20 protein-coding genes are annotated in these 22808 nt (G+C 66.4%); 4 read left to right on the top strand and 16 right to left on the bottom strand.

Annotated elements, in window-relative coordinates:
• Positions 1-38 precede the first annotated feature (38 nt).
• The gene (locus ACZY1F_RS02460) at positions 39-416 is read right to left on the bottom strand and encodes a cupin domain-containing protein (protein WP_463940073.1); all 378 of its coding nucleotides are present in this window, start codon (positions 414-416) and stop codon (positions 39-41) included.
• Positions 417-491: 75 nt separating this feature from the next.
• Between ACZY1F_RS02460 and ACZY1F_RS02455 the strand changes: the two genes are divergently transcribed.
• Positions 492-1592: a D-TA family PLP-dependent enzyme gene (locus ACZY1F_RS02455; RefSeq protein WP_463940072.1), complete on the top strand. Its 1101-nt coding sequence runs from the start codon at positions 492-494 to the stop codon at positions 1590-1592.
• Between the two features lie 86 nt (positions 1593-1678).
• On the opposite strand, the gene bcp is transcribed toward ACZY1F_RS02455, so the two are convergent.
• The 7 genes from bcp to ACZY1F_RS02420 form a co-directional block, all read right to left on the bottom strand.
• A complete protein-coding gene (gene bcp / locus ACZY1F_RS02450; protein WP_463940071.1) occupies positions 1679-2146 on the bottom strand; it encodes a thioredoxin-dependent thiol peroxidase in 468 nt (155 codons plus the stop codon).
• 67 nt (positions 2147-2213) lie between these two features.
• On the bottom strand, positions 2214-2846 hold the full coding sequence (locus tag ACZY1F_RS02445) for a winged helix-turn-helix domain-containing protein (RefSeq protein WP_463940070.1): 633 nt from the start codon (positions 2844-2846) through the stop codon (positions 2214-2216).
• 11 nt (positions 2847-2857) lie between these two features.
• On the bottom strand, positions 2858-4219 hold the full coding sequence (gene allB / locus ACZY1F_RS02440) for an allantoinase AllB (protein ID WP_463940069.1): 1362 nt from the start codon (positions 4217-4219) through the stop codon (positions 2858-2860).
• Positions 4212-5399, bottom strand: a complete 1188-nt coding sequence (locus ACZY1F_RS02435; protein WP_463940068.1) for a glycerate kinase — start codon at positions 5397-5399, stop codon at positions 4212-4214. Before ACZY1F_RS02435 ends, allB begins: the two co-directional genes overlap by 8 nt.
• 25 nt (positions 5400-5424) lie before the next feature.
• Positions 5425-7215 carry a glyoxylate carboligase gene (gene gcl, locus ACZY1F_RS02430; RefSeq protein ID WP_463940067.1) on the bottom strand — a complete coding sequence of 597 codons (1791 nt, stop codon included), beginning with the start codon at positions 7213-7215 and terminating at the stop codon, positions 5425-5427.
• Positions 7216-7401: 186 nt separating this feature from the next.
• Positions 7402-8343, bottom strand: coding sequence for a 2-hydroxy-3-oxopropionate reductase (locus ACZY1F_RS02425; protein ID WP_463940388.1), 942 nt, complete (start codon positions 8341-8343; stop codon positions 7402-7404).
• A 60-nt stretch (positions 8344-8403) separates the two neighbouring features.
• Positions 8404-9204 carry a hydroxypyruvate isomerase family protein gene (locus ACZY1F_RS02420; RefSeq protein ID WP_463940066.1) on the bottom strand — a complete coding sequence of 267 codons (801 nt, stop codon included), beginning with the start codon at positions 9202-9204 and terminating at the stop codon, positions 8404-8406.
• Between the two features lie 215 nt (positions 9205-9419).
• Here ACZY1F_RS02420 and ACZY1F_RS02415 point away from each other — a divergent pair, with 215 nt between their 5' ends.
• On the top strand, positions 9420-11099 hold the full coding sequence (locus ACZY1F_RS02415) for a sialate O-acetylesterase (protein WP_463940065.1): 1680 nt from the start codon (positions 9420-9422) through the stop codon (positions 11097-11099).
• 10 nt (positions 11100-11109) lie between these two features.
• On the opposite strand, the gene ACZY1F_RS02410 is transcribed toward ACZY1F_RS02415, so the two are convergent.
• A complete protein-coding gene (locus ACZY1F_RS02410; protein WP_463940064.1) occupies positions 11110-11751 on the bottom strand; it encodes an NADPH-dependent F420 reductase in 642 nt (213 codons plus the stop codon).
• Between the two features lie 87 nt (positions 11752-11838).
• Between ACZY1F_RS02410 and ACZY1F_RS02405 the strand changes: the two genes are divergently transcribed.
• The gene (locus tag ACZY1F_RS02405; protein WP_463940063.1) at positions 11839-12771 is read left to right on the top strand and encodes a threonine/serine dehydratase; all 933 of its coding nucleotides are present in this window, start codon (positions 11839-11841) and stop codon (positions 12769-12771) included.
• 60 nt (positions 12772-12831) lie between these two features.
• On the opposite strand, the gene ACZY1F_RS02400 is transcribed toward ACZY1F_RS02405, so the two are convergent.
• From ACZY1F_RS02400 to ACZY1F_RS02380, 5 genes are all read right to left on the bottom strand, one after another.
• Positions 12832-13608, bottom strand: a complete 777-nt coding sequence (locus ACZY1F_RS02400) for a carbonic anhydrase (RefSeq protein WP_463940062.1) — start codon at positions 13606-13608, stop codon at positions 12832-12834.
• Between the two features lie 278 nt (positions 13609-13886).
• Positions 13887-14699 carry a bifunctional allantoicase/(S)-ureidoglycine aminohydrolase gene (locus ACZY1F_RS02395; protein ID WP_463940061.1) on the bottom strand — a complete coding sequence of 271 codons (813 nt, stop codon included), beginning with the start codon at positions 14697-14699 and terminating at the stop codon, positions 13887-13889.
• A 10-nt stretch (positions 14700-14709) separates the two neighbouring features.
• Positions 14710-15987 carry a DUF6986 family protein gene (locus ACZY1F_RS02390; protein WP_463940060.1) on the bottom strand — a complete coding sequence of 426 codons (1278 nt, stop codon included), beginning with the start codon at positions 15985-15987 and terminating at the stop codon, positions 14710-14712.
• 3 nt (positions 15988-15990) lie between these two features.
• On the bottom strand, positions 15991-17604 hold the full coding sequence (gene aceB, locus ACZY1F_RS02385; RefSeq protein ID WP_463940059.1) for a malate synthase A: 1614 nt from the start codon (positions 17602-17604) through the stop codon (positions 15991-15993).
• Between the two features lie 16 nt (positions 17605-17620).
• Positions 17621-19021 carry an NAD-dependent malic enzyme gene (locus tag ACZY1F_RS02380; RefSeq protein WP_463940058.1) on the bottom strand — a complete coding sequence of 467 codons (1401 nt, stop codon included), beginning with the start codon at positions 19019-19021 and terminating at the stop codon, positions 17621-17623.
• Positions 19022-19240: 219 nt separating this feature from the next.
• Between ACZY1F_RS02380 and ACZY1F_RS02375 the strand changes: the two genes are divergently transcribed.
• Complete coding sequence (locus ACZY1F_RS02375) at positions 19241-19996, top strand: IclR family transcriptional regulator (protein WP_463940057.1); 756 nt, start codon at positions 19241-19243, stop codon at positions 19994-19996.
• Between the two features lie 102 nt (positions 19997-20098).
• Here the strand turns inward: ACZY1F_RS02375 and ACZY1F_RS02370 are convergent, their stop codons facing one another.
• On the bottom strand, positions 20099-21604 hold the full coding sequence (locus tag ACZY1F_RS02370) for a nucleobase:cation symporter-2 family protein (protein WP_463940056.1): 1506 nt from the start codon (positions 21602-21604) through the stop codon (positions 20099-20101).
• Between the two features lie 151 nt (positions 21605-21755).
• On the bottom strand, positions 21756-22670 hold the full coding sequence (pucL, locus tag ACZY1F_RS02365; RefSeq protein ID WP_463940055.1) for a factor-independent urate hydroxylase: 915 nt from the start codon (positions 22668-22670) through the stop codon (positions 21756-21758).
• Positions 22671-22808: the final 138 nt, after the last annotated feature.

Raw genomic sequence — 22808 nt, 5'->3', positions numbered from 1 at the left:
CCGACGGCGGGAGGGCTCGCCGTCGTGGGTCCATTCGGCTAGGGCCCCAAGTGTTCGTTCGCGCCGGGTTCCGGGGAGGGGCGGACAACAACGAGCATGCTGCAGCCGGCGCGGCTGAGGTAAGGTCCGTGGCGCATGCCTGGCGGACGGCACGCGTACATGCCCGGGGTAAAAGTCTTCCCGAGGGTCACATCGGTCAGTTCGCCCGAGGGAAGCATGACCTCCTCCCAATAGTCGTGGACGATCACGCCGCTGGCTATGGTGTTGGCCCCGGGATCATAGCGTTGGAGCAGGGTCGAATCCCCGGTAGTCGGGTCCGCAGCGAGTATCTGTTCCCAAATTCCGCGTTCGGCGTCGCCGTTCGTCTTCTGCCATTCAACGAGTGGTTCGTGGAACTCCAGCTCTGGTTTGCGCATTGAATCTCCTTCAGCCTCCACCGATGGCCCATTGTATACATAGGGTATGCGAAGGGATCCGCATAAAGTGTAAAGATGACCATCCCAGCGGAAATCGACACACCTGAGATCATCATCGACCGGGAAGTGCTCCAGCGAAATATCGACCGCATGGCAACCACGGTCCGGGCCAAGGGCCTGCACCTTCGGCCACACGTCAAGACGCACAAAGTGCCCGAAATCGCGGAAATGCAGCTGGCTGCCGGAGCCGTCGGGCTGACGGTGGCCACCCTCGGAGAGGCCGAAGTTTTTGCCGAGCACGGGGCCAAAGACATCTTCATCGCGTATCCGCTCTGGGTCGGTCCCCGGCAGGCTGAACGGCTCCGGCGCCTTGCAGCAAAAGCCAGGATCGCCGTTGGCCTGGATTCACGGGAAGCAGCCGAAACCATGGCCGCGTCGCTGGGCGATGCCGTCGGTGAGATTGAAGTGGTACTGGAGATCGACAGCGGCCATCACCGCAGCGGGATAGCACCCGACGCCGTCGTCGGCGTAGCCCAGGCCGCAGCGCGGGGAGGGCTGCGCGTCACGGGAGTCTTCACCTTTCCAGGGCACAGCTATGCCCCAGGTATGCCGTTGAAGGCTATGGACGAGGAACGGCTGGCCCTCGGCGAGGCCGCCGACCTTCTCGCGGCGGCAGGTTTCCCCATCACCAACCGCAGCGGCGGGTCCACTCCCACCGCCACCCTCACCGCCGGCAACTCAGGGGCCACGGAAGTCCGGCCCGGCGTGTACGTTTTCGGAGATGCCCAACAGCTGGAACTGGAACGCTGTGCGGCCGATGACATCGCACTGACGGTCGCGGCAACAGTCGTCAGCCGCCATGAAGGCACCGACCTCATCCCGCGGAGGGTCATCCTGGACTCCGGCAGCAAGATCCTCGGCGGCGACCGGCCCGGTTGGGCCACCGGATTCGGGCGGCTCCTTGACCACCCGGAAGCCCGAATCACCGCACTGTCAGAACACCACGCCACCGTTGTATGGCCGGAAGGGGCAACGCTGCCAGCACTCGGAGACCGGTTGCGTGTGGTGCCCAATCACGTCTGCATCGCCATGAACCTCGTCGACGACGTCACCGTGGTCAGCGGCGGCGAAATCGTGGACCGCTGGCACGTAGCCGCACGCGGACGCAACAAATAGTCCCCAAAGCAGCTACGACGGCGGGAAGTCCCGCCGTCGTGCGGCCGCTCGATTGGGGCCCCAAGTGTCCGTTCGCGCAGGATTCCTTAGAGGCCGAGCTCTGCCTTAAGCGCTTCGACGTGGCCCTGGGCCTTGATCTGGTACTGGGTGAGCGTGACCTTGCCTTCGGCGTCGAGCACCACTGTGGAACGGACCAGGCCGTCAACCACTTCGCCGTTCACCAGCTTCTCGCCCCAGGCGCCGTAGGCCAGCGCCACGGCGTGGTCCTCGTCGGAAAGCAGCGGGAACGTCAGGGCGAAATCGCCGGTGAAAGCCGCCAGCTTCTCAGGCGCGTCCGGGGAGATGCCCAGGACCTCGTAGCCGGAGGACTGCAGGCTGGCGAGGTTGTCGCGGAAGTCGCAGGCCTCGGTAGTGCAGCCGGGGGTGGCGGCTTTCGGGTAGAAGTACACAATGACGTTGCGTCCGCGGTAATCGGAGAGGGAGACCTTGTGGCCTTCGGCGTTGAGCAGGGCGAACTCGGGGGCCTGGGTTCCGGCGAGGAGTTTCTGGGTCATGTTTCGATCCTTGGCTTGTGGGGCAACCGCCGTGGCCGGCGATCAATCTATGGGTGCAACGGGCTGCCTAGATGCAGTATTCCGCGGGTCCGCGGACAGTGCTGCCCGGGCCGGGCACAAACTGGTAGCCACCGCCGCGCACCGTGGCGATGGCGTGGCGGGCCGAGCCCAGCTTGCGCCGGACACGGCCAACATACACGTCGATGGAGCGGAACGCGGCACCGGGGCAGTCCAGGGACTCAAGAACGCGTTGCAGTTCTTCACGTTTTATCGGCCGCGACTGGTTCTCCACGAGGTACCGCAGGAGGCTGAATTCCATGAACGTCAGGCTGACCCGGACACCGTCCAGCAGGACGGTGTCCGCAGCCAGATCCACAGCCACGACGCTGCGCCGCCCGGCCAGGGAGACCGGCGTGGAGACCGGCGCGGAGACCGGCGGGGCGACGACGGCGGAAGCGTCTGAACCTTCGACGCCTGCGGTTCCGTTTTCGGTGCCGGTCCACAGCTGGATTTCGGCTTCCGGAGCCAACTGGCGGGCACGTGCCAGGACCGCTTTGGCGGCCATGGCCCAGACCGCCGGGTCGATGTCCTCGCCTTCACAAGGCTGGAGCCACACCGCCAGGCCGCGCGGCTGAAGCCGAGGCTGAAGGCCGGGACGGGCGCCGGCGCGCGGCCGCGGGGCATGGACGTTGACGGCCATCGCGCTGCGCCTCAGACGCCGCCGCGGCGGATCAGCTTGCCGCTGGGCGTGCGGCCGTCGATCTCGTTGCCGCGAAGGAACGTTTTGCGGACGACGCCGGAGAGCGCCTTGCCGTCGTAGGGCGTGATGGGGTTCTTGTGCTTGAGCTTGGTGACGTCGACGACGAACGCGTCGTCCGGCGCGAAGATGGAGAAATCCGCGTCGTAACCGAGGGCCAGTTGGCCTTTGTTGTGCAGGCGGGCCAGTGCGGCGGGCTTCTCGGCCATCCAGGACACCACCTGTTCAAGGGTGATGCCGCGGTGCCGGGCCTCGGTCCAGATCAGGGACAGCCCCAGCTGCAGCGACGAGACGCCGCCCCAGGCCACGGCGAAGTCGCCGTTTTCCAGGTCCTTCAGGTCCAGGGTGGAAGGGGAGTGGTCCGAGACGATGCAGTCGATGGTGCCGTCCTGCAGGCCTTTCCAGAGCAGTTCGCGGTTGGAGGCCTCACGGATCGGCGGGCAGCATTTGTAGGCAGTGGCGCCGTCGGGGATTTCCTCGGCCATCAGGGTGAGGTAGTGCGGGCACGTCTCCACGGTGAGGTGGACGCCGTCGCGCTTTGCACTCGCGATCATGGGCAGCGCGTCCGAGGACGAGAGGTGCAGGATGTGCGCGCGGGCGCCGGTCCAACGGGCACGCTCGATGACCTCGGCGATGGCCTTGTTCTCGGCGCCGCGCGGGCGGGAGGCGAGGAACGTTTCGTAGTGGTCGCCGCCGGGGTGCGGGGCGCGGTCGATCGCGTGGGAGTCCTCGGCGTGGACGATCATGAGGGAGTCGAAGGACTTGAGCTCGGCCATGTCCTCCTCCATCTCGTCCGCTTCGAGGTGCGGGAACTCGTCCACGCCGGAGTGCAGCAGGAAGCACTTGAAGCCGAACACGCCCTCGTCGTGCAGCGGGCGGAGGTCCGCTTTGTTCCCCGGTACGGCACCGCCCCAGAAGCCGACGTCCACAAACGCCTGGTCCTCGGCCACCTCGCGCTTGAGCTTGAGGCCTTCCACCGTGGTGGTGGGCGGGATGGAGTTCAGCGGCATGTCGATGATGGTGGTGACACCGCCGGCGGCGGCTGCGCGGGTGGCGGAGGCGAAGCCCTCCCACTCGGTGCGGCCGGGCTCGTTGACGTGGACGTGCGTGTCCACGAGGCCGGGGATGAGGGTTTCGTCGTCGGCCAGGTCAATGACCTGCGTGCCGGTGAGGCCGTTGCCGAACGGTTCGATGGCGACGATCACGCCGCCGCGGATGCCTACTTCGCGGGCGGTGATTCCTGCGGTGGTGAGGATGCGCTGGCCACGGATGACCAGGTCAAACGAACCGGTGGCCGGGGTGGTTTCTTCAGACATGGACGTTCTCCTTGGTGTCGGTACGCGCTGCACTCGCAGGCAGGTGCACGCCGATGTGCTTACCTAATTCTTCAAGCAGCGGGCCTGCTTCGGCCATACATTTCTCTACACTGGATTCAAAATCTGTCAGTGCATGAACCGTGCTGAACCCGGCTTTTGTAAGCTGTTCCGGGCTCAGCGTACTGCGGCCGCAGACTGCAATCACCGGGATTCCGGCGCGCGCCGCTGCTCGGGCCACCCCCATGGGTGTTTTGCCGAGCAGGCTCTGCTCGTCCAGGCTGCCTTCGCCGGTGATCACCAGGTCCGCGCCTGCCAGCCGCTGCTCCAGTTCAGTGAATTCGAGTACGACGTCGATGCCCGGCCTGCGTGCCGCAGCCAGTGCCGCGATGGCAATGTAGCCGACGCCGCCGGCTGCTCCTGCGCCGGGTGCGACGGCGGCCCGCTCGGCACGGATGCCGATCTCGCCGGCGAGGACGGAGACGAAGTTCGCCAGGGCTGCGTCGAGGGCGATGACGTCACCCGGGGTCGCGCCCTTCTGCGGTCCGAAGATCGCGGCGGCGCCGCTCGGCCCCAGAAGGGGATTGTCGACGTCGGACGCCAGGGTGAAGCGGGATTCCTCCAGCCGGACGTCCAGGCCGGAGAAATCGATCCGGTCCAGGCGGGCCAGGGCGGCGCCGCCGCCGGGGAGCTCATTGCCCGCTTTGTCGAGGAAGACTGCGCCGAGGCCCTGAAGGACGCCTGCGCCGCCGTCGGTGTTGGCGCTGCCGCCGACGCCGAGGATGATCTGCCGGCAGCCCAGGTCCAGGGCGGCGCGGATCAGTTCGCCCGTGCCCTGGCTGGTGGCGGTGGTGGCCGTTCCGGAGTCCGGGCCGCCGCCCTGGAGGACGGAAGGCAGCAGCGCGAGCCCGGAAGCTGCGGCCATTTCGATCACGGCCTCCCGGCCGCGGACCGCGAAGTCGGCCCGGACCGGCTGGCCCGTGGGACCCGTGACGGTGGCGGTCCGGCGGGTGAAGCCGGAGCCGACGGCAGCGTCGAGGGTGCCCTCGCCGCCGTCGGCCACCGGAATGAGTGTGGTCTCAAGGCCCGCCACAGCTGACTGCAGACCCGCGCTCAGGCGGCTGGCGACGTCGGGGGCTGACAGCGAGCCCTTGAACTTGTCCGGTGCGATGACCACACGCATTCCGGTACCTCCTCTCGGTTTCTTACTAATCCAGCAGGGCGATGATCGCGGTGGGGGCGTCCTCGCCGCGGGCGGCCAGCTCTTCGAACTCGTTCACGGCGTTGATCTCAACGCCCATGGAGATGTTGGTGATCTTTTCCAGGATCACTTCAACCACCACGGGAACCTTGAACTCGCCCATCAGGGCCTTGGCCTTGTCGAACGCGGCCGGCAGGTCTGCCGGGTTTTCCACGCGGATGGCCTTGCAGCCCAAGCCTTCGGCCACCTTGATGTGGTCCACGCCGTACCCCGCTGCGGTTGCGGAGAGATCAGTGGAGTTGATGTTCTCGAACGCCAGGGACACGTTCTGTTCCATCTCGAAGCCGCGCTGCGACTGGCGGATCAGGCCCAGATACGAGTTGTTCACCACCACATGGATGTACGGCAGGTTGAACTGCGCGCCCACGGCCAGCTCTTCGATCATGAACTGGAAGTCGTAGTCACCGGACAGGGCAACCACGGTCTCGTCCGGCTTGCCGCGGACCACGCCCAGGGCGGCCGGGGCGGTCCAGCCCAGCGGGCCTGCCTGGCCGGCGTTGATCCACTTGCGCGGGCCGAACACGTGCAGCATCTGTGCGCCGGCGATCTGCGACAGGCCGATGGTGGACACGTAGGTGGTGTCCTTGCCGAACGCCTTGTTCATCTCTTCGTACACGCGCTGCGGCTTGATCGGCACGTTCTCGAAGTGCGTCTTGCGCTGCAGGGAACCCTTGCGTGCGGTGCACTCTGAAACCCAACCGGAGTAGTCCGGCAGGGATTTCGCTGCCTGGCGCTCGCGTGCCAGCTCAATCAGCCCGGCCAGCGCCGCACCGGCGTCGGACGCGATGCCCAGGTCCGGCGAGAACACGCGGCCGATCTGGGTGGGCTCGATGTCGATGTGCACGAACTTGCGGCCGGCCGTGTAGGTGTCCAGGCCGCCGGTGTGGCGGTTGGCCCAGCGGTTGCCGATGCCGATCACGAAGTCGGAGGCCAGCATGGTCTCGTTGCCGTAGCGGTGGCTGGTCTGCAGGCCCACCATGCCGGCCATCAGGACGTGGTTGTCCGGGATGGTGCCCCAGCCCATCAGGGTGGGGATGACCGGAACGTTCAGCAGTTCGGCCAGTTCCACCAGCTGCGCGGAGGCGCCGGCGTTGATGATGCCGCCACCGGCCACGATCAGCGGCCGCTCGGCCGCGGTCAGCATGTCCAGGGCCTTTTCCAGCTGCTTTCGGCTGGCAGTGGGCTTCTGGACCACGATGGGCTCGTAGGCGTCGATGTCGAATTCGATCTCGGCCATCTGCACGTCGATGGGAAGGTCCAGCAGGACCGGGCCTGGACGGCCGGAGCGCATCAGCTGGAAGGCCTTCTGGAAGGCGCCCGGAACCTGGCCGGGTTCCATGATGGTCATGGACATCTTGGTGACCGGGGCGGCGATGGTCTGGATATCCACGGCCTGGAAGTCTTCCTTGTGCAGCTTGGCCACGGGGGCCTGGCCGGTGATGCAGAGCATGGGGATGGAATCTGCCCAGGCCGCGTACAGGCCGGTGATCATGTCCGTGCCGGCAGGTCCCGAGGTGCCGATACAGATGCCGATGTTGCCATCCTTGGCGCGGCTGTATCCGTCAGCCATGTGGCTGGCGCCTTCAACGTGGCGGGCCAGCGTGTGGCGGACGCCGCCGTTCTTCCGCATTGCCGAGTAGAACGGGTTGATTGCCGCGCCTGGCAGGCCGAACGCCTCAATGGCGCCTTCCTTTACCAGGATCGCGACGGCAGCGTCAACGGTGCGCATCTTAGTCATTGTGTACTCCTTGAAATTGATGGGCCCACGCCCGCAGGGTTCCCTGAGCGAGCTTGCGAGGTTAGGGAGCGGGCGGGGAGGGTGTGCCCTCTGCGGGCGGAATTTGGGTGTAGTGGGGGAGCCGCCGTCGTGATGTACGACGGCGGATCACCGGTTTGCCTGTTGTCCGACTACTGCCGGAGGTGCTTACTTGCGGCCGCTGAGCTGGAGGACCTGCTTGAAGAGTCCCGAGTGGTCGAGGCCGCCGTCGCCCTGGTTGACTGTGGCAGCGACAAGCTGTGCGACGACGGCGCCGAGGGGGACGGCGACGTTGGCTTCGCGGGCGGCAGAGGTGACGATGCCGAGGTCCTTGTGGTGGAGGGCGAGGCGGAAGCCGGGGTCGAAGTTGCGGTCGAGCATCTTCTGGCCCTTCTGGTCGAGGACCTTGGAGCCGGCGAGGCCGCCGCCGAGGACCTTCAGTGCTGCATCCGTGTCCACGCCGTAGGCCTCGAGGAAGGCGATCGCTTCGCCCAGGACCTGTATGTTGACAGCCACGATCAGCTGGTTGGCTGCCTTGACGGTCTGGCCGGAGCCGGAGGGTCCGACGTGGACGATGGTCTTGCCGACGGCGTTGAGGACGTCCTGTGCTGCCTCGAAGTCTGCTGCCTCGCCGCCCACCATGATGGAGAGAGCAGCCTTGATGGCGCCCTGTTCGCCGCCGGAGACCGGGGCGTCGAGGGGGCGGATGCCGGCTTCTTTGGCATCGTCGGAGAGGCGCTTGGCAACGTCCGGGCGGATGCTGCTGGCGTCGATCCAGAGGGTGCCCTTCTTCGCGTTGGCGAAGACGCCGTCCTTGCCGGTGACTACGCCCTCAACGTCCGGGGAGTCCGGCACCATGGTGATGACGACGTCGGCGTCCTTGACGGCATCCGCGATGCTCGTGGCACCCTGGCCGCCTTCGGAGACGAGCTTGTCGATCTTGTCCTGGCTGCGGTTGAAGCCGGTGACGGTGTGGCCGGCCTTGACCAGGTTGATGGCCATGGGGAGGCCCATGATTCCGAGTCCGATGACTGCAACGTTGCTCATTGTGGTTCCTTTACTGAAAGTCTGTGTGGTGAATCCGGTGGGCCGTACCCAACTAGGTCGCAGTAGATGCTGTTATGAGGGCTCATAACAGCATCTGCTGCTACTCAGTTGGGCGGGTGGGGATCAGCGGGCGACGCGCTGGCGGATGGCCCAGGCGAACGCGGTTTCCGCCGGTTCCTTGTACTCGAGGCCGATGTAGCCGTCATAGCCGAGTTCGCGGCTGCGGGCGATCCATTCGCCGAGGGGAAGCTCACCGGTTCCGGGAGCCCCGCGGCCGGGGTCGTCGGCAATCTGGATGTGGCCGAAGTCTTTGGCGTGCTTTTCGATGACGGCGGCGACGTCGTCACCGTTGACCGCCAGGTGGTAGAAGTCCGCGAGGAGCTTGATGTTCTCGGCGCCGGATTCCGCCTTGACGCGGGCGATGACCTGGAATGCGTCAACAGCTTTGAGGAGCGGGTACTTGGGGGCGCCGCTGACGGGTTCGAGGAGGACGGTGCCGCCGATGCCCGCGACGCCGGCAGCTGCGGCGGCGAGGTTCTCGGCGCCGATGGCGTCCTGCTTCTCTGCCGATTCGCCGTCGATGCGGTTGCCGTAGAGGGCGTTGAAGGCTTTGCAGCCGAGGCGCTCGCCGATGCCGGCAACGACGTCGATGTTGTCCAGGAATTCGGTGGAGCGGGCGGGCCAGGAAACCAGGCCGCGGTCACCGCCCGGCATGTTGCCAGCGTTGAAGTTCAGCCCGGTGAGCTGGACGCCTGCATCCTTGATGGCGTTCTCAAACCCGGTGACCTGGGCGTCGGTGGGGACGGAGGCCTCGAAGGGCCACCAGAACTCGACGGCGTCAAAGCCGGCAGCCTTTGCGGCTGCGGGGCGCTCGAGCAGGGGAAGCTCCGTCAAGAGGATGGAGCAGTTCACTGTGTACGTCATCGTAGGTCCTTCCGAGGAGGGGCTTTGATCTATCTTCCCGCTTGCTTGGCTCTTAGTGAGTTTCCGCTTTGTGGAATTTAGATTCTGCTTTATGAAAAGTTTAGGGAAGGTGGGGGCGGGAGTCAAGGGGGCCCCAGGTCCGGAAGGCTGAATAATGACGAGGCAGGAACCTGGCTCTGTTGCCCTAACGGGCGCAGCGGCAGGACACTGACGGAATGGGATCCGTGAAAACAGCTATACAAAAACTTCAAGGCGTACTGGTTGCGCTTGCGGTTTCGGCCATGATGCTCGCCGGGGTTGTGCCTGTGCAGGCGGCAGAAACGGCGCGGGTCCTGCATGTTTTCCTCGCTGCGGGCCAGTCCAATATGTCCGGCCGCGGACTTCCCATCGGCGGCAGTGCTGATCCGGCGGACCCGCGGATTTTCCAGTACGGTGCCAAGAACCGGACCTTGCGGGCGGGAACGGTCCCCCTGGACATGCACGACGCCCCGACCGGAATCTCGCCCGCCACCACGTTCGCCCGCGAATACCTCAAAACCCAGCCCGCCGACGTCGGGGTCCTCATCATCCCGGCAGCGCACGGCGCCACCGGGTTCACGAACGCCGCATCAACCTACACATGGACTGTCGGGGCTGCATCCTCCCCGGAGTTCGACCTGCCCGGGCTGGCAGTGGCACAGACCCTTGAAGGCATCGCTGTGGCACGGGCTGCCGGCCACGAAATCGACCTCCGGGGCGTGCTCTGGCACCAGGGCGAGAACAATGCATCGCTGACCACTGCCGGCTACAGCAACAGGTTCGACACACTCATCGCCTTCTTTCGGTCCCGCCTGGCAGCACCGAATCTCCCCGTCGTGGTGGGGCAAATGGGGCCCGAACGCGTCGCCGCGGACCCGGTCCGGCTCAACGTCGACCGGAGCCACCGGGAAACGCCGTCGCGGGTTGCCCACACCGGCTTTGCGGCTGCCATGACCGGCGGCGTGTATCCCGGCGACATCGTTCACTTTTCAAGGGTTGGAGTGGAGTTCCTGGGGAAAACTTTTCTTTCCGGATACCGGGAAGCCTCGGCGCCGGACGTCGATAACGGATCCCTCACCGCGAGGGTTCCGGTGATCACCGGGGCCACGCACGTCGGGTCCTACTTGCTCGCGGTCCCGGGCGCCTGGGGCCCGGCGCCAGTTGCCCTGACCTACCAGTGGTATCGCTCCGGGGCCGCGGTCAGCGGCGCGACCGGTCCCGCGTACCAGCTTCTCCCCGACGATGCGGGGCAGTCCATCGCCGTGACGGTCACCGGCTCCAAGACCGGATACGGCGCGGCGGCGAAAACGTCCGCCGGGACCGGCCCCATTGCCAAGGCAACGCTCACGACGGCGGTGCCCACCATCACCGGCACCGTCACGGTGGGATCCACCCTTACCGCCGTGCCTGGTTCGTGGGGTCCGGCGCCGGTGGCCCTGACCTACAAGTGGTACCGTTCGGGGGTTTTGATTGGCGAGGCCAGTGCCGCCACCTATAAGCTCCGCTCCGGTGATGCGGGGCAGTCCATCACCGTGAAGGTCACCGGCTCCAAAGCCGGCTACTCCACCGTTTCAGAGACTTCCGCCGCGACGGGTGTGGCCGCAAAGGGCACGCTCACAGCGCCGGCGCCCTCCGTCACCGGGCCTGCGGCGGTGGGGTCCACCCTTACCGCCGTGCCTGGTTCGTGGGGACCGGCGCCGGTGGCCCTGACCTACGAGTGGTACCGCTCAGGGGTTTTGATTGGCGAGGCCAGTGCCGCCACCTATAAACTCCGCTCCGGTGATGCAGGGCGCACCGTCACCGTGAAGGTCACCGGGTCCAAAGCCGGCTACACCACGGCCTCGATGACTTCCGCGGGCACGAAAGTGGCTGGATAGCGCTCAGGCGTCAGATGGTCCGCGGCGCCTTGGCCAGGTTCTCGCTGAGCTCAGCAGCTGTCTGCCGCGCCACATAGGCCGGACGGTCCCGCTCCGCGCGCCAGCTCTCGGAGAGCGGCCCGATGTTCACGGTGTCGAAGCCGAACTCGTCATACAGCTTCGTCACGAGCTCGCTGGCCTCGGGGTAATCGCTCGCGGTGGCCAGGGCACGGCGGTTCGGCGTGCCGGCAGGGGTGCCGTCCGTGGTGATCTCGCTGTACCGGATGTGGTTGAAGCCCTTCGCCACCTTGGAGGCGGGCAGGTGTTCCTGCACCAGCCCAGAGGAGGTGGCTTCGAAGGCGTCGAGTGCCGCAACATGGCCGTCGCGCTCCCAGTAGTAGTTGCCGGTATCGATCACGATTTTCCCTGCGAGAGGCTCCACGGGGACGCTGCCGAGGCTCCTGAAGGGAACGGTCACCACGGCGAAATCGCCCGCCGCTGCCGCTTCGGCCGGGGTCGCAGCCCGGGCACGCGGTCCCAGTTCCGCCACGAGTGCGGCCAGCGTTTCAGGGCCGCGGGAATTGCTGATCACTACGTCGTATCCGAGCTCGACCGCTTTACGGGCCACCTGGCTGCCAATGTGTCCTGCTCCGATGATTCCGATGGTTGTCATATCCGGGGCAACACCGGCGCTGGTAGGGATATTTCGCGCGATAGCCTGAACGTTGAACCCAGCCCCATCCGGAACGAGGATTTCCCCATGATCACACGCACCGACGTCGACGAAGCCGCTGCCCGGATTGCCGGGAGGATCCGTGTCACACCCGTGCTGGCGGCAGACCCCGGCCAGTTTCCGGGCGAGGTGTGGTTCAAGTGCGAGTTTATGCAGCACACCGGCACGTTCAAGGCCCGGGGCGCTTTCAACCGGGTCCTGGCCTGCCGGGAGCGCGGCGAACTGAAGGACGACGCGGGTATCGTGGTGGCCTCCGGCGGCAATGCCGGCCTCGCCAACGCCTACGCAGCCGCGGAAGTCGGCGTCCGGGCCACTGTGTTCGTGCCCGAGACTGCCCCTGCCATGAAGGTCAAGAAGCTCTGGGCCATCGGCGCCAATGTGGTCCAGCACGGGGCCGAATACTCCGAGGCGTACAACGCTGCGATGGCCTACGCCGCCGAGACGGGCGCGGTCTACTGCCATGCCTACGACCAGCCCGAGATCGCCGCCGGCGCCGGCACCATCGGAACCGAGCTGCTGGAACAGCTGGGCGCCGTGGACACCGTGGTGGTGGCCGTGGGTGGCGGCGGGCTCATGGCGGGTGTCGCGGCCGCCGTGGAGGGCCGGGCGAACGTGGTGGGCGTCGAGTCCGAATCCACGCCCACCCTGCACGCCGCGCTCGCGGCCGGGGCGCCCGTGGACGTGGCAGTCTCCGGGATCGCCGCCGACTCCCTGGGGGCCCGGCAGATCGGCCGGATCGGCTTCGAGGTGGCCGTCCGCACCGGCGTCCGCTCCGTGCTGGTCTCCGACGACGACATCGTGGCCGCCCGCTCCCTACTCTGGGAGCAGTACCGCATCATCGTGGAACACGGCGCGGCCACGGCCTTCGCCGCTTTGCACTCCGGCGCCTACATCCCGGCGGCCGGGGAACGCGTTGCCGTGATCCTCTGCGGCGCCAACACGGACCCCGGCACGGTCTGACGTGGCAAAGTCTGACCGGGCACCGTCTGACGCGGAAGCGGCGCGGGTCGTGCGCCGGCCTTACTGATCGCCCACAACAACGTCCCTGCCGTTGAGCGGCTGGACCGGCCGGCTGTTGCCCGTGTGGGCTGCGCGGAGTGCGGCGAGCTGCCCGGCGCCCAGCTCGATGGGGGTCTCAAGGAGCAGCCAGCGCACGCCTTCCGAGCAGGGCGGGGTGGTCAGGCTGCCGTCGTACGCGACATGGTCCAGCGACGCCGGGAACAGTGCCGGGAAGTCCACGACGCCGGCGGCCACCTTCTGCCCACCGGTGGCGGCAGCCACACCGTCGGTGAACGGCGCCCACGCCGCATTGGCAGCCCCAACAGCGGCGACGATCCCGACGACGGCAAGCCCGCCGTCGTCGGCCTGGTGGACGAAATGGAACTCGGCCTCGTACCGGACGCCCTCCAGCGTGTGCTCGGACGGGGCGTGGAAGTGCATTTGCTTGAACGCGTACTGCTTGCCGCCAACTGTGATGCCCTGGGCCGTGAGGGCGCGCAGTTCGGTGGTGTGGCCGTTGTCGGTCATCTCGCCCTCCGAGGCGGCGTAGGCCAGGGTCAGCGGCGCCGGAGTAAGGCCGGAACTGACGCTGACGTCGATGGGGGACTGGGCGGTGCCGGAAGAGCAGGAGCCGAAATCGGAGCTCAGAGCACCCCAGTGTTCGGGGCCCTCGGCGCCGTCGTAGGACCAGGCATGGGGCGCTCCGGAGGCGGACGGCGAGGGTGCCGACGCCCCCGCAGCGGACTTGCCGCAGCCGGTGATCAGTGCCAGCAATCCCAGGCCGGATCCAACTAGCAAAGACTTCCTGGTCATTATTGTGGCGCTGTGCATTTCCATCCTTCGGGTCGTCGTAGGTCCGCACCGGAGAACCCGGCGGGACCTACGACGACTATCACTGGGCCCGGTGGCAGGTCTTGTCACAGAGGCTCACCGCAGGATGTGACCCAGGGTCCCGACGCCAACGAAAACGCGAAATCGCCGGAACCATATCCGGGTCGCTAACGTTGCAGCGACCGAAAACGGTTCCGGCGATTTCGGCGGCCAGCCAGTAAAGAGGCGGGCTGGTAAGCGGCGGCCTAGGTGAGGCGGATCTGGCGGTTCATGTCCTTGTACAGCAGGTAACGGAACTGGCCGGGACCGCCGGCGTAGCAGGCCTGCGGGCAGAAGGCGCGCAGCCACATAAAGTCGCCTGCTTCCACCTCAACCCAGTCGTTGTTGAGCAGGTACATGGCCTTGCCCTCCAGCACGTACAGGCCGTGCTCCATAACGTGGGTCTCCGGGAACGGGATGACGCCGCCCGGCTGGAACGTCACGATGTTCACCTGCATGTCGTGGGCCAGGTCGCTGGAATCCGTGAAGCGGGTGGTCTTCCAGGCGCCGTCGGTATCAGGCATCGCGGTGGGTTCCACCTCGGCATCACTGGTGACGAAGGACTTGGCCTCGTAACCTTCGAGCCGCTCGTAGGCCTTGCGGATCCATTGGAAGGAGACGACGCCGTCCGAGACGTTTTCCAGGCCCCAGGTGGAACCGGCGGCCAGGTAGGCGTAGCCGCCTTCCTCGAGCTGGTGCAGTTCGCCGTCGAGCGTCAGGTTGACCTTACCCTTGGTGACGAAGACGACGCCCTCGACGCCGGCTTCGAACTCGGCCTTGGGGGCACCGCCGCCGGGGCCGATCTCAACGATCAGCTGGGAGAAGGTGGTGGAGAAACCGGAGATCGGGCGGGCGATGATCCAGGACCGCGTGTTGGTGAAGCCAGGCAGGGTGCTGGTCACGATGTCGGTCATAACGCCCTTGGGGATGACCGTGTAGGCCTCCGTGACGATTGCCCGTTCCGTGGTCAGGTGCGTCTGCGGCGGCAGGCCGCCCTGCGGGGTGTAGTACTTGCCCATCGTTGGATCCTTACTTCGAAGTGGAGTGTGCCAGCCGCGGGTGAGCCAGTGCGGTCAGCTGGGAAAGTTCGACGCCGGCGAGCGCCTGGACCTCTTCGGTCCCCACTGCGCCGCACTGGACGCCGCGCAGGACAAAGGCGGCCAGGGCCCGGGCGGTGGCGGGCTCGTCCATAACCCCGCCTTCGGTGCGTTCCACGTAATTGCGGAGCCGTGCCGCGGCGGCTGGCAGGCCCTCGCGGTAGAACGCATACGTGGCGGCGAAACGGCTGGGCAGCTGGGCGGCATGCAGGTCCCAGCCCTGGTAGTAGCCACGCTCCAGTGAACGGCGGACCAGCCGTCCGTGCAGCTTCCAGGCATCTTCGACGGCGTCGCCCACCGGGATGATGTTGGTGGAACCGTCTGAGAGCCGGATGCCCGTGCCGGCGACGGCCAGCTGCATGACTTCCTTGGCGAAGTCCGCCACCGGGTGCTCCATGGACTGGTACTCGGCCGAGATCTGCAGCGACGCGGAGTAGTCGTAGGTGCCGTAGTGCAGGGCGCTGATGCGTCCCGGAACCACGTGCGGCAACTGTGCCACGGGGGAGGTGCCGTCCGGTCCGAGGATCAGCTGCGGCGTTTCCACCTGCACCTCAAATCGGAGCCGGCCGGCGGGAAGCCCGTGGACTTCCTCCAGCCGGGACACCGCGAAGTCCATTGCCTGGACCTGGGCCACGGTGGTGACCTTGGGCAGGGTCAGGATGAGCCCGGCAGGCAGTTCGCCGGCCTGCGCGAGCGTGGAGACGAACAGGTCCAGGGTCTTCAGGCCGCGGGCCCGGGTGGGCGCCTCGAAGCACTTGAACCGGATGCCGATGAACGGTGGTGCGGTGCCGGCGGCAACTGCTTCGCTGACAGCCCGGGCAGCCGCGACCGCTGCCGCGTCCTCCGCTTCGTCGCCGCGGTCGCCGTAGCCGTCCTCGAAGTCGAGGCGCAGGTCCTCGATCGGTTCGCTTTCGAGCTTCGCCTGGACCCGCGACGCTACTGCCCCGGCGAGTTCGACGTCCTGGCCCAGTAGCGCGCCGAGCTGCTCGAGCCCGCCGTGCGCCTCCGCCGTCGTGAGCGCCTGGGCTCCCCACTCGGCAGCGAACGACGGCGTGAAACGGTCCGCCGGCACGTACACGGTGTGCACGGGCTGGCGGGTGCCGTCATCGCCCGGGTAATTGCGTTCCAGCAGCTGGTCGGTGGCTGCCAGCTGTGCGTCGATGGCGGCGAGGTCCGCCGCGGAGAGCGACGGCGTGGGGGAGACCGCCATGCCTCAGCCCACCAGTTCGTAGGCCGGGGTGGTGAGGAAGTCCGTGTAGTCCTCGGACAGGCAGATCTCACTGATCAGCTTGCTGGCCGGCTGGTAGTACCGGCGGAACGCCTCGTCCCCGAATTCGGTCCGGAGCCGTTCCGTTTCCTCGCCCAGGATCTTTTCCACCAGTTCCCGGGTGACAGTGTTTCCGGTGTCCGCCAGGACAGACTTGTTGCGGATCTGCTGCCATACCTGCGAGCGGGAGATCTCCGCGGTGGCGGCGTCCTCCATCAGGTTGTGGATGGCCACGGCGCCGTTACCGGAGAGCCAGACGGCGGTGTAGGCGACGGCGACATACAGGTTCAGGCGCAGCCCGCCTTCGGTGACCTGGCCGTCGGCCGAGGCGATGTCCAGCAGCTGGTCGGCGGTGACCGAAACTTCGGGGCGCTGCTTGTCCAGCTGGTTGGCGCGGCCGCCCGTTTCCGGATCGCCGAGCACCGCGTCGAAGACCTCGCGGCAGGTGGGGACCAGGTCCGGGTGGGCCACCCAGGAGCCGTCGAACCCGTCGTTGGCTTCACGGGTCTTATCCGCGCGGACCTTGGCGAAAGCGGCCTCGGTGACCTCGGGGTGGCGGCGGTTGGGGATAACGGCGGCCATGCCGCCCATGGCGAAGGCGCCGCGCTTGTGGCAGGTCTTCACCAGGAGCTCGGTGTAGGCGCGCATAAACGGTGCGGTCATGACCACCGAGGCGCGGTCCGGGAGCACAAACTCCTCGCCGGCGTCGCGGAAGTACTTGATGATGCTGAACAGGTAGTCCCAGCGTCCGGCGTTCAGGCCTGAGGCGTGGTCCCGGAGTTCGTAGAGGAACTCGTCCATCTCGAACGCGGCCGGGATGGTCTCGATCAGCATGGTGGCGCGGACGCTGCCCTGCGGGATGCCGAGGAAGTCCTGCGCGAAGACGAACACCTCGTTCCAGAGCCGGGCCTCGAGGTGCGATTCCATCTTGGGCAGGTAGTAGTACGGGCCGTGGCCGTTGAGCAGCAGCTGCTTGGCGGTGTGGAAGAAGTGCAGGCCGAAGTCCACCAGCGCACCCACGGCGGGTTCGCCGTTGATCAGCAGGTGCTTCTCCGGCATGTGCCAGCCGCGCGGACGGGCCACCACGACGGCGAGCGGAGCGTCGCTGCGGAGCTTGTACTCCTTGCCTTCGGGCGAGGTGACGGCCAGCGTGCCGGTTGCGGCGTCACGCAGGTTCAGGATGGAGTCGATGACGTTGGGCCATGTGGGCGTGCTGGCGTCCTCGAGGTCCGCCAGCCAGACTTTGGCGCCGGAGTTCAGGGCGTTGATGGCCATTTTGGCCGGCGTGGCCGGGCCGGTCATCTCGACGCGGCGGTCCTGCAGCGCGGCGGGCGCCTCGGCAACTTTCCAGTCGCCGTCGCGGATTTCCTGCGTCTCCGGGAGGAAGTCCAGGCGGCTGGTGCGGGCGACGCCGTCGCGCTTGGCCTGGCGGGCCTCGAGCAGCTCGTTGCGCGTGCCGGCGAAGCGCTGGTGCAGCTGCTCCAGGAAGGCCAGGGCTTTGGGGGTGAGGATCTCTTCGGCGCGGTCCACCGGCTGGCGGTCTGTGACAGTAATAGCCATGTTCGTAAGTCCTTTTCTAGAGAGCGCGGGCGGCGTTTGCGTGCGCAGCTGCCGCTACCGCACCGGCCACATCGGCGGCGACATGAGGATCGAAGACGCTGGGGATAATGTAGCTTGCATTGAGCTCGTCGTCAGCCACCCGGTTGGCGATAGCGTCCGCGGCCGCCACCAGCATCTCCGGCGTGATGTCGCTGGCCCCGGCGTCGAGCAGGCCCCGGAAGAAGCCCGGGAAGGCCAGCACGTTGTTGATCTGGTTGGGGAAATCGCTGCGGCCCGTGGCCACCACGGCGGCGTGCCTGGAGGCGATGCCGGGGTCGATCTCCGGCGTCGGGTTGGCCATCGCGAAGACGATCGCGTTCTCGGCCATGGCGGCAACCTGCTCTTCGCCGATCACGTGCGGGGCGCTGACGCCGATGAAGACGTCGGCACCGGTCATGGCTTCGTGCAGGGTTCCGGCGAAGCCTTCCTCGTTGGTGTTCGCCGCAATCCAGGCGCGGTGCTCGTCGTCGTAGTCCTTGCCCGAGTGGATGGCTCCGGACCGGCCGGCGGCAACGATGTGCTGCGCGCCCTGGGCCTTGAGGAGCTGGATGATGGCCGAACCTGCTGCGCCGACGCCGGAGACAACAATGCGGACCTCGGAGAGCTTCTTGTCCACCACGCGAAGGGCGTTATGGAGGGCTGCCAGGGTGACGATCGCGGTGCCGTGCTGGTCGTCGTGGAAGACGGGGATGTCGAGTTCGTCGCGCAGGCGCTTCTCAATTTCAAAGCAGCGCGGTGCCGCGATGTCCTCAAGGTTGATGCCGCCGTAGACCGGGGCCATGGCCTTGGCGATCATGATGATTTCCTCGGTGTCCTGGGTGTCCAGGCAGACCGGCCATGCGTCGACATTGGCGAACTGCTTGAACAGTGCGGCCTTGCCTTCCATGACGGGGAGGGCCGCGGCTGGGCCGATGTTGCCCAGTCCCAGGACGGCCGAACCGTCGGTGAGGACGGCGATGGTGTTGCGCTTGACGGTCAGGTTGCGGGCCGCCGACGGGTCCTCCGCGATGGCGAGGCAGACGCGGGCGACGCCGGGCGTGTACGCACGGGACAGGTCGTCACGGTTGCGCAGGGCCACCTTGGGGACTACCTCGAGCTTGCCGCCGAGGTGCATCAGGAAAGTGCGGTCCGAGACGTGCTGGACTGTGACGCCGTCGAGCGCGTTCAGGGCGTCCTTGACGCGGGCGGCGTGGTCGTCGTCGGTGGTGTTGCAGGTGACATCCACAACCAGGGTGTCGTGGTGGGATTCCGTGACGTCCAGCGCCGTGATGGCTGCACCGGCTGCGCCGACGGCGGCAGCGAGTTCACTCGTGGCGGTGAAGCTCGAGGGCGCCGCGACGCGCAGGGTGATCGAATTTCCGGGGCTCGGGTTCGCCATTGAATTTCCTCCTCGTTGGGTCCGTCGCCGGACCGTTCGTGCAACCGAATGTTTTCGTATTATGGATATTATTATCTACAAAGTGGAAATGCAACCCCTTGGTGGTCATGTTTGGGGACATCGCCGGGGCCTGGTTGTGCTGTATGTTGAGTGTTCTAAGCAACTCTTTTCACGATGTGGATAAGAGATGTCAGAATCTGAGCCATAGGAGACAACGGAATGGCTGAAAAAGCCTCCGGAGGCGTGCAGTCCGTCGAGCGCGTCTTCGAACTGCTGGAACTCATCACAGACGCGGGCGGTGACGTGACGCTCAGCGAGCTCTCCGCCTCCACGGACCTGCCGCTGCCCACCATCCACCGCCTGCTGCGTACCCTGGTCTCGCTTGGCTATATCCGCCAGCTGCCCAACCGCCGTTACGCGCTGGGCCCCCGGCTGATCCGGCTTGGCGAAGGCGCCAGCAAGCAGCTGGGAGCCGTGGCCCGCCCGCAGCTGAAGAACCTCGTGGAGCGCCTCGGCGAAACCTCCAACATGGCGGTACTGGATTCGGACATGGTCATCTACGTGGCCCAGGTACCGTCCCTGCACTCCATGCGCATGTTCACCGAGGTGGGCCGCCGCGCCCACACGCACGACACCGGCGTGGGCAAGGCGATCCTGGCCCAGCTCGACGACGAGGTAGTGCGCGGCATCGTGGCCCGCACCGGCATGCCCACCCCCACGGCCAAGAGCATCGGTGACATCGATGCCCTCCTCGCCGATCTCAAGCTGATCCGTGAACGCGGCTACTCCATCGACGAGGAAGAGCAGGAGCTCGGCGTGCGCTGCTTCGCGATGGCCGTGCCCAACGCGCCAACCCCTGCGGCCATCTCGGTCTCCGGGCCGATCAGCCGCGTGGACCAGAGCTTCGCCGACCGAGCCGTGCCGCTGCTGCGCCAGGCCGCGATGGCCATCTCGGCGGAGCTCAACCAGAACTGACCCGTCGAACGCACGCTCATAGCGCGAACGTACAGTTGAGGCCCCGGAATCCGCGGATTTGGGGCCTCAACTGTACGTTCGCGCTGTTTGGTGGTGGAGACGCTAGTGGTCAGACTTCGACGACGACTCCACCGGGACTACCTTGCCCTCGGCGTCGATCAGCTTGCCGCCCTCGAAGCGGTCGCCGTCGGCCAGGCATTTCAGGTCAGCGTCGGTGACCACCCGGGCCGTGCCGGCCACAAATACCGACTGGTTCTCCGAGTTGCCGGCCTTCAGGTGGTTGAAGAGCAGGTTCAGCGCGATGGCCATGACGGCGGCCGAGCTGATGCCGGAGTGGAAGATGGTGGAAAACCAGGACGGGAACTGGTCGTAGAAGGCCGGTGCGGCGATCGGGATCATGCCGAACCCGATGGACGCCGCCACGATGATCAGGTTCATGTTGTTCTTGTACTCCACCTTGGACAGCGTGCGGATGCCGCTGGCGGCCACCGTTCCAAAGAGTACGACGCCGGCACCGCCCAGGACGGGTGTGGGCACCGCCGCGACTACCCGGCCCAGTACGGGCAGCAGCCCGAGGACCACCAGGATCACGCCGCCGGCGCTCACCACGAAGCGGCTCTTGATGCCGGTGATGGCTACCAGGCCCACGTTCTGGGCGAAGGCGCTCTGGGTGAAGGAGCCGAAGAGCGGCGAGATGGCACTGGAAAGCATATCGGCGCGCAGTCCGTCGCCGATGCGCCGGGAATCGACCTTGGTGCCCACGATCTCTCCGACGGCGATGATGTCCGCCGAAGTTTCAGTCAGGGTCACCAGAATGACGATCAGCATGGAGATGATGGCCGCGATGTGGAACGTGGGCGGGCCGAAAGCGAACGGAGTGGGGAACGCGACTATCTCACCCTGGCCCACCTTGGAGAAATCGGCCATGCCGGTGACGAAGGCGATGACAGTCCCGATGATCATGGCCAACAGGATGGACAGCCGCGAGATGGTGGCGCTGCCGACCTTGCTGAGCAGCAGCACAATGCCCATGGTGGCGGCGGCCAGGCCGATGTTCGCCACGCTGCCGTAGTTGGGTGCCTTGTTGTTGCCTCCCATGGCCCAGTTGGCCGCCACCGGCATCAGCGTCAGGCCGATGGTGGTGATGACGGTGCCCGTGACCACCGGCGGGAAGAACCGGATGATCTTGGAGAACAACGGGGTGATGGCCAGGCCGATGAGCGAGGCCACGATGACCGAGCCGAAAACGGACTGGATGCCCCCGCCGCCGTGGACGATCGCCACCATGGTGGAGACGCCGGCGAACGAGACGCCCTGGACCAGCGGCAACTGCGAGCCGAAGAACGGGATGCCCACGGTCTGCAGGATGGTGGCCAGGCCGCCGACAAACAGGCAGGCCGCGATGAGCAGGCCGATGTCAGTTGAGGACATGCCGGCGGCGGCTCCGATGATGAGCGGCGGGGCGATGATGCCGCCGTACATCGTCAGGACGTGCTGGAAGCCGTAGGCGAAGCTGCTGCCGATGGAGAGGCGCTGGTCTTCGGGACGGTCAGAGGGCTGGCGGCCGGTCTTGGCGGCCAGGCTGGGGGACTTTTTCTTGAAGTTCACGGCAGACTTTCTGGTTCATGGCAGACATCTTTGTCTGGCTAACGTGGTCTGGCTAAGAGTGTGCGGGGGATTTCGCTCCCACCGGCTCAATCACCGGTGGCTGAGCCCGTCGAAACCCAGGGTCCCGACGGGCTCAATCAGCGTGGGCAGCTCAGCAGAAGCCGGCGATGCCGTTCCAGGCGGCGGGGGCCGTGCCTGAGTCTTCGCGCTGGACCGTGGCCTCGATCAGGCCGTACGGGCGGTCGGCTGCGAAGAAGACCTCGTTGGGGTTGTCGAGCCCGAACGGGGAGAGGTCAACCAGGAAGTGGTGCTTGTTGGGCATTGAGAACTTGATCTCGTCCACTTCGCCGTGTGCCTCGAGGACCTTCTTGCCCATGTCGAACAGGGTCTGCTGCAGGGCGTGGGAGTAGTTCTCCGTGAAGCCCTCGAGCAGCAGGGCCTTGATGTCGTCGTAGCTCTTGTTGAAATCCGTGGCCGTGTGGTCCAGGCCGGTGCTGTAGCGCCAGCGGGCGGAGACATCCGTGGCCAGGATACGGTCTGTGGTCTCCGGCAGGGTGGTGTACTTGTCGCGAGGGTAGCCCACAAAGCCGGACTGGGTGGTCTTCAGAACGGTCAGGTCCTTGAGCCCGGAGATCACGTGCGTTGTGTTGCCGTCCCGGACCACGACGGCGGTGCGGACTTCCTGCCCGTTGCGGACAAAGCTGTGGTCGTGTTCGGAGCCGTGCGCCTGGATCCGGTCCCAGGTGTAGGACTCGGCCTCCCAGCGGCCGCCGGTGACCCAGTCGAAGCCTGATGTGAAGTGCTCGCTGAGGCGAAGCAGGAAGGCTTCGGGGGAGCCGACTCCCGCCCGGGCGAAGGCGTAGATGGTGTTCTTCTGGGTGTCCGTGGCGACGACGTGGGCGTTGTCGCCCTGTAGGTGGGCAGCCTCGAAATCGCCGCGCAGTTGCGAGGTGACGTTCAGGTCTTCGATTTGGTGGCGGTCGGTGTCGCGGGTGACTTTGACGACGCGGACTTCTGCCTTGCCGTACTGGTTGTCGCCGAGGACGATCTTGTTGCTCATGGTCATATCCCAACTTCTGCGAGGTGGAACCTTCAAGGTCCACCAACGAAATTAAGCGCGTGTTTCAAGCGCGTTTCTGGTGGAGCCGACCCCAACAAAAAAGAGCCGGCATCCATTGATGCCAGCTCATTACGACCCTGCCTG

Source organism: Pseudarthrobacter xylosi, from assembly GCF_055412765.1.
The sequence above is the reverse complement of the archived record's forward strand: the minus strand, read 5'-3'. Positions and strand labels throughout refer to the sequence as shown.